At 61.2% G+C, this 6,852-nt stretch carries 6 protein-coding genes; all 6 read right to left on the bottom strand.

Annotation, left to right across the window (positions count from 1 at the left end; translation table 11 throughout):
• Positions 1-223: 223 nt before the first annotated feature.
• The gene (locus WB402_RS04480) at positions 224-700 is read right to left on the bottom strand and encodes a YbhB/YbcL family Raf kinase inhibitor-like protein (RefSeq protein WP_424205717.1); all 477 of its coding nucleotides are present in this window, start codon (positions 698-700) and stop codon (positions 224-226) included.
• Positions 701-929: 229 nt separating this feature from the next.
• Positions 930-3,026, bottom strand: a complete 2,097-nt coding sequence (pnp, locus tag WB402_RS04485) for a polyribonucleotide nucleotidyltransferase (RefSeq protein WP_424205718.1) — start codon at positions 3,024-3,026, stop codon at positions 930-932.
• Between the two features lie 23 nt (positions 3,027-3,049).
• Positions 3,050-3,319, bottom strand: a complete 270-nt coding sequence (gene rpsO, locus WB402_RS04490) for a 30S ribosomal protein S15 (protein ID WP_424205719.1) — start codon at positions 3,317-3,319, stop codon at positions 3,050-3,052.
• A 128-nt stretch (positions 3,320-3,447) separates the two neighbouring features.
• On the bottom strand, positions 3,448-4,365 hold the full coding sequence (gene truB / locus WB402_RS04495; protein WP_424205723.1) for a tRNA pseudouridine(55) synthase TruB: 918 nt from the start codon (positions 4,363-4,365) through the stop codon (positions 3,448-3,450).
• Positions 4,365-4,733, bottom strand: coding sequence for a 30S ribosome-binding factor RbfA (gene rbfA / locus WB402_RS04500; protein ID WP_424205720.1), 369 nt, complete (start codon positions 4,731-4,733; stop codon positions 4,365-4,367). The genes truB and rbfA overlap by 1 nt, the downstream gene beginning before the upstream one ends.
• 43 nt (positions 4,734-4,776) lie before the next feature.
• The coding region (gene infB, locus WB402_RS04505) for a translation initiation factor IF-2 (RefSeq protein ID WP_424205722.1) at positions 4,777-6,852 on the bottom strand (2,076 nt) is incomplete at its 5' end.

Raw genomic sequence — 6,852 nt, forward strand, 5'->3', positions numbered from 1 at the left:
GCGCGGTACCACCACTCAATGCGACGTCATCCGTGGGACGATTCGGCGCCGTGCTGCAGGCGCCGAGCGCCAACAGACACAGACCGCTGAACAGCCATTGGCGAACATGCCGTGGAGTAACTATCGAGAACATCCTTTTTGTTTTATTTATATCCGGTACAGACATGGCTGCCTAGGCTAACGGAGGCACTGCAGTTCTGTAAAGCCTGAACCACTCGAAGGTTCAGCGTTTGCGCTGGTAGCCGCCGATGAGTTCCGCCTGCGCGAGGATGTGGCCGTGCATGGTTTTTTCAAGTTTCGCCTTGGTGGGCAGACCCAGATCGGGCAGAATCGTATCCAGCGCATAAATTTTATGGAAATATCGATGACGGCCGACCGGCGGACACGGCCCGCCGTAACCGGTGCGTTTCCAGTCATTGATGCCTTCGAGAGTTCCTTTGGGCAGATCCTCCGCGTCCACGTCTTCGGCAAGGCTCGTCGTGCCCGGCGGCATGTTGTACAGCACCCAGTGAACCCAGGTCATTTTCGGCGCCTTGGGGTCCGGCGCGTCGGGATCGTCCACGATCAGTACCAGGCTCTTGGCGCCGGCCGGCACGCTGGTCCAGGACAGCGGCGGCGACATATCCTCGTCGTCGCAGGTGTAGCGCGTGGGAATATCTGCGTTGTGACGGAATGCAGAAGATGTGATGGTCAATGACATGGCGTGTACCTCCGTTTTGCGCTCAGCTGCGGCCACGACAGACAACAAACCGATACACCCCATGGCCAACATCGCGAGCCAAACTGGCTTTGGTATCGAAGACAGCATGTTACTCCCGAAACTGGATTAGCTCAGAGAACAATTGTTGCTTATTTTAGTGGATATTGATGCATCGCTGAAAATAAAAAAGGGGCCGAAGCCCCTTTTTTACTACTTAAACGTGAATCACTCAGGAGATCTGTTCTTCCTGCAAAGCCTTCATGGACAGACGGATGCGGCCCTGCTTGTCCACTTCCAGCACCTTAACCCTGACGACTTCGCCTTCTTTCAGTTTGTCACCGACATTCTCTACACGTTCGCGCGAGATCTGCGAGATGTGCACCAGACCATCCTTGCCTGGCAAGATGGTGACGAAGGCGCCGAAATCCATGAGCTTGGCGACCTTGCCTTCGTAGATCATGCCGACTTCGACGTCCGCGGTGAGCTGCTTGACGCGACGCACAGCTTCCTGCGCGGCGTTATTGTCGGCCGAGGCGATCTTGACCGTGCCGTCGTCCTCGATGTCGATGGTGCAACCGGTTTCCTCGGTGAGCGCACGGATAACCGCGCCGCCCTTGCCGATCACGTCGCGGATACGTTCCGGATTGATCTTGATGGCGATGATGCGCGGGGCGTACTCGGAAAGCTCGGCGCGCGGGGTGGAAATCGCCTTGCTCATCTCGCCGAGGATGTGCAGCCGGCCTTCTTTGGCCTGCTTGAGCGCAACATCCATGATTTCCTTGTTGATGCCCTCAATCTTGATGTCCATCTGCAGCGCGGTCACGCCGTTCGTGGTGCCGGCCACCTTGAAGTCCATGTCGCCGAGGTGGTCCTCGTCGCCGATGATGTCGGTGAGCACCGCGAAACGCTTGTCTTCCTTGATGAGGCCCATGGCGACGCCCGCCACCGGCGCCTTGATCGGCACGCCGGCGTCCATCATCGACAGCGAAGCGCCGCAGACGGATGCCATGGAGCTGGAGCCGTTGGACTCGGTGATTTCAGACACGATGCGCAGCACATAGGGATACACCGCCATGTCCGGCAGCACGGCAATGATGGCGCGCTTGGCCAGACGCCCGTGACCGACCTCGCGGCGTTTGGGGCTGCCGACGCGGCCGACTTCTCCCACCGAGTACGGCGGGAAGTTGTAATGCAGCATGAACGGTTCTTTGCGCTCGCCTTCCAGCGCATCGATGATTTGCGCGTCACGGCCGGTGCCGAGCGTGGTCACGACCAACGCCTGGGTCTCGCCGCGCGTGAACAGCGCCGAACCATGGGTACGCGGCAACACGCCAGTGCGGATGGTGATTGGACGCACGGTGCGCGTGTTGCGTCCGTCGATGCGTGGTTCACCGGACAAGATCTGATCGCGCACGGTGCGGTATTCGATGTCGCCAATAATTTTCTGCACTTTTTCCTTCGTGCCCGCGGGTGCGCCTTCGGCGGCATGTTTGCCAACCGCCATCTCGTGGATCTCGGCCACGCGGTCCTGGCGGGCGCCCTTCTCTTTAATACGATAGGCCTCGGCGATGTGCGGACCGAATTCGGTTTGCAAGGCATTCTTGAGCGCGCTGTCCTCGACCGGCGGCTGCCAAGCCCAGGGCTGCACGCCGGCATCCTTCACGAGTTCGTTGATGGCTTTGATCGCCGTCTGCATCTGCTCATGGCCGAACATGACGGCGCCGAGCATGGCTTCTTCCGACAGTTCCCTAGCTTCGGATTCCACCATGAGCACGGCCTTGGCGGTACCGGCGACGACGAGGTTGAGCTGCGAGTCGACGAGTTCCTTGTTGCCCGGATTGAGCAGGTATTTGCCGTCCTTGTAACCCACGCGCGCGGCACCGATGGGGCCGTTGAACGGAGCGCCCGACAGTTTGAGCGCCGCGGAGGCGCCGATCATGGCGACGATATCCGGATCGATATCCGGATCCACCGAGATCACGGTGGCGATGATCTGGACTTCGTTGGTGAATCCTTCGGGAAACAGCGGGCGGATGGGACGGTCGATGAGGCGCGAGGTGAGGATTTCTTTTTCCGAGGGGCGGCCTTCGCGCTTGAAGAATCCGCCCGGGATACGGCCGGCGGCGAAGGTTTTTTCCTGATAATCCACCGTCATGGGGAAGAAATCCTTGCCCGGCATCGGTTCCTTCATCGTCACCGCAGTCGCGAGCACTACGGTTTCGCCCATGCTGGCCAGACACGCACCGCTGGCCTGACGAGCGATCTCGCCGGTTTCCAGGGTGACGGTGTGACTGCCGTACTGAAATGATTTGGTAATTTTTGCCAAGACTATGTCCTCGATATGCTTCGTTACTTGCGCAGGCCAAGACGCTCGATGAGCGCGCGGTAGCGGTCGCCGTCGGTGTTCTTCAGATACTCGAGCAGCTGGCGGCGCTTGTTGACCATCTTCAGAAGACCGATGCGCGAATGGTGATCTTTCGGATGCGTCTGAAAGTGGGCGGATAATTCGTCGATTTGGGTGGACAGCAGGGCAACCTGGACCTCCGGCGAACCGGTGTCTCCATTGTGAGTCTGGTATTCCTGCATGACCTTGGCCTTGGTCTCGCGGGGGACGGTCATTAATATTTACCTCAATTTGCTGTCAGTTACGCTTCGGAGGGCGCGTATTCTACCTGCGGGGGCACCCCGCCTCAACCGCAATCTACCGGTCCGAACGCGCCGGACGGACCGCGTAAAACAATGCTCTTTCAGGGGCTTTCAGTGAGCGCCAATAAACGGCGCGGGGCCACCTGACCATCGTCCAGCACCTGCCCCATGCCCAGAAAACGGCTGTCGCCTTCGTATAAGCGCACCCAGCCGGGCGCCAGACCGTGACGCGCCGATACCGACTGTCCCTGCTTCAGATAATGGGCCGCGAGCGATGTCAGGTGCACGTCCGGCACCGCATGCAACACGCTGTCCACCGGTTGCAGCAGTTGCGCCCGTTCCACGGGGCTCGCCAGCGCCTCCAGCCGATCCAGCGTGACCGCCTTGTCGATCGACACGTCGCCGGTCGCGAGGCGGCGCAGTTGCACCACGTGCGCTCCGCAACCCAGGATTTCGCCCAGATCGTGCGCCAGGGTGCGGATGTAAGTGCCCTTGGAGCAGGCGATTTCCAATGTCAGCAGATTGTCCTGAAACCCAAGCGCCTTGATTTCATACACGGTCACGGGCCGCGGCTCGCGCTCGACTTCCACGCCGGCGCGCGCCAGCTTGTATAGCGCCTCGCCGTTGTGCTTGATCGCCGAATACATGGGCGGTATCTGCTCGATCTCGCCCTGGAACCGGAGCAAGGCCCTTTCAATATCGCGCAAACCGACGGTGACGGGCCGGGTGGCGGTCGCTTCGCCCTCGCTGTCGAAGGTCGTGGTGCTCACGCCCAGCTTGAACACGGTCCAGTAACGCTTGTCCGCGTTCAGCAGAAATTGCGTCAGCTTGGTGGCTTCTCCGAAAAAAAGCGGCAACAGACCCGTGGCGATGGGATCGAGACTGCCCGTGTGTCCGGCCTTGCAGGCATTGAGCAGCCGCTTCACGGTCTGCAGCGCCTGATTCGATGTAAATCCGACGGGCTTGTCGAGCAGCAACACCCCGTTGACGGGGGAACAGTTACGGCGTGCACGCACGATTAATCCTTGTGAGTCTTGTCTTCGGCAATCGCCTGATCGATCAGGCTGTCGATGCGCGCGCCGCGCTCCACGGATTCGTCGAAATAAAACCGCAGCGCCGGCACGGTGCGCAACGACACCCGCCCCATGAGCGCGTGGCGCAGAAAACCGGCGGCGCGGTTGAGCGACTTGGTCGCCTGTTTCGCCTCGACCGAACCGCTCAGCAGCGAAAAGTAAATCCGCGCGGATGACATATCGCGCGACACCTCCGCGCCCGTTATTGTGATCTCGTGCGCGTGCGGATCGTCGAGCTCGCGCGGGATCAGCATGGCCAGCTCGCGTTTGATTAGTTCCGCGACGCGTCGCGGCCGGTTGGATTCTTTCTGCATGATGGCACCCCGCCGCGTTTCCGCGGCCTGGCTGGAAGGCTGGTTACAACGTCCGGGCGACCTCGACCTTTTCGTACACTTCGATGTGGTCGCCCACCTTCACGTCGTTGTAATTCTTGACCGCGATGCCGCACTCAAGCCCCGCCTTCACTTCTCCGGCGTCGTCCTTGAAGCGGCGCAAGGATTCGAGTTCGCCCTCGAAGATCACCACGTTGTCGCGCAGCACGCGGATCGGACGGTTGCGCCGCACCACGCCCTCGACAACGTAGCAGCCGGCAACCGCTCCCATCTTCGGCGAACGGAACACATCGCGCACCTCGGCCAGACCCAGCAACTGTTCCTTGAACTGCGGCTTCAACATGCCGCTCATCGCGGCCTTGACCTCGTCCACGGCGGTATAAATAACGTTGTAGTAGTGAACGTCCACCCCTTGATGCTCGATCAACTTGCGCGCCGTAGCGTCGGCGCGGACATTGAAACCGATAATGATCGCGCTGGACGCCACCGCGAGGTTCACGTCGGATTCGGTGATGCCACCGACCATGCCGTGGATCACCTTGACCCGGACCTCGGGGGTGGAAAGCTTTTCGAGTGAGACGGTAAGCGCTTCGATCGAACCCTGCACATCCGCCTTGATGATGAGGTTCAGCGGCTTGGCCTCTTCGCTCTCTTTCAATTGCTCGAACACGTCGGACAGCTTCGCCGCCTGCTGGCGCGCGAGCTGCACGTCCTTGAACTTGCCCTGGCGGTAAAGCGCGATCTCGCGCGCCTTGCGCTCGGACTCCACCACCATCACTTCCTCGCCGGCGTTCGGCACGCCGGAAAGTCCCTGGACTTCCACGGGGATGGACGGTCCGGCCTCTTTCACCGTATGACCTTTTTCATCGCTCATGGCGCGCACGCGCCCGAACTCGCGCCCGGCGAGTATCACATCGCCCTTGCGCAGGGTACCGCGCTGCACCAGCACCGTGACCACCGGGCCGCGGCCCTTGTCGAGGCGCGCCTCCACCACCAGACCCGCGGCGGGGCCAGTCTTGGGAGCCTTCAGCTCCAGCACTTCGGCCGTCAGCAGCACGGATTCGAGCAGCTTGTCGATGCCTTCGCCGGTCTTGGCGGAGACGTTCACAAAGATTTCATTTCCGCCCCATTCCTCGGCGACGACTTCATGCTTAGTGAGTTCCTGGCGCACGCGATCGGGCTGCGCCTCGGGCTTATCGATCTTGTTCACCGCTATCACGAGCGGCACTTTGGCGTTGCGTGCATGATGGACCGCTTCAATTGTTTGCGGCATGACGCCGTCATCAGCCGCCACCACCAGGATCACGATATCGGTAGCCTTGGCGCCACGGGCGCGCATGGCGGTGAATGCCTCGTGACCAGGCGTGTCCAGAAAGGTCACCACGCCTTTGGGTGTTTCCACGTGGTAAGCGCCGATATGCTGGGTGATGCCGCCGGCTTCGCCGGAGGCCACCTTGGCCTTGCGGATATAGTCGAGCAGCGAGGTCTTGCCGTGATCCACGTGGCCCATGACGGTCACCACGGGCGGGCGTGGTTCGGCCTCGCCGGCCGCCTCGGCCGTGGGCCAGGCCAGCAGGGTTTCGGGGCTTTCGGGCCTGGCTTCTTTGACGACATGACCCATTTCCTCGACGACGAGCGTCGCGGTGTCACGGTCGAGCACCTGGTTGATGGTGACCATGGTGCCCATCTGCATCAGCACCTTGATAACCTCGGCCGCCTTGATAGACATTTTCTGCGCCAGCTCCGCCACCGTGACGGTTTCCGGCAGCGCCACTTCATGCACGATCGGCGCCGTCGGCCGCTCGAAACCATGCTGACCGGTAACGCTGGTGACTACCGGTTTATTCGCGACCATCCTGACCTTGCGCCGCACCTTCTTGCCGGCCGCCAGATGCAGTTCACCGCGCTCGCGCTCTTCGAGTTTTTGCAGCCGTTCTTTCTTGCCTTTATGCGGTTTCTTGACTTCCTTGGCGGGTGCCGGAGCCGGCTTGGACGGTACCGCCGGTTTTGCTACCGACGCCACGGGTTCTACTTTCGACGGAATGGGAGGCGCCGCCACCGGCGCCGGCGCGGCGGTTTCGGCAACGACGGGCGCCTGCGC

This window comes from Sulfuricaulis sp., assembly GCF_049587675.1.
In the GTDB taxonomy this organism is placed as follows: Bacteria; Pseudomonadota; Gammaproteobacteria; order Acidiferrobacterales; family Sulfurifustaceae; genus Sulfuricaulis.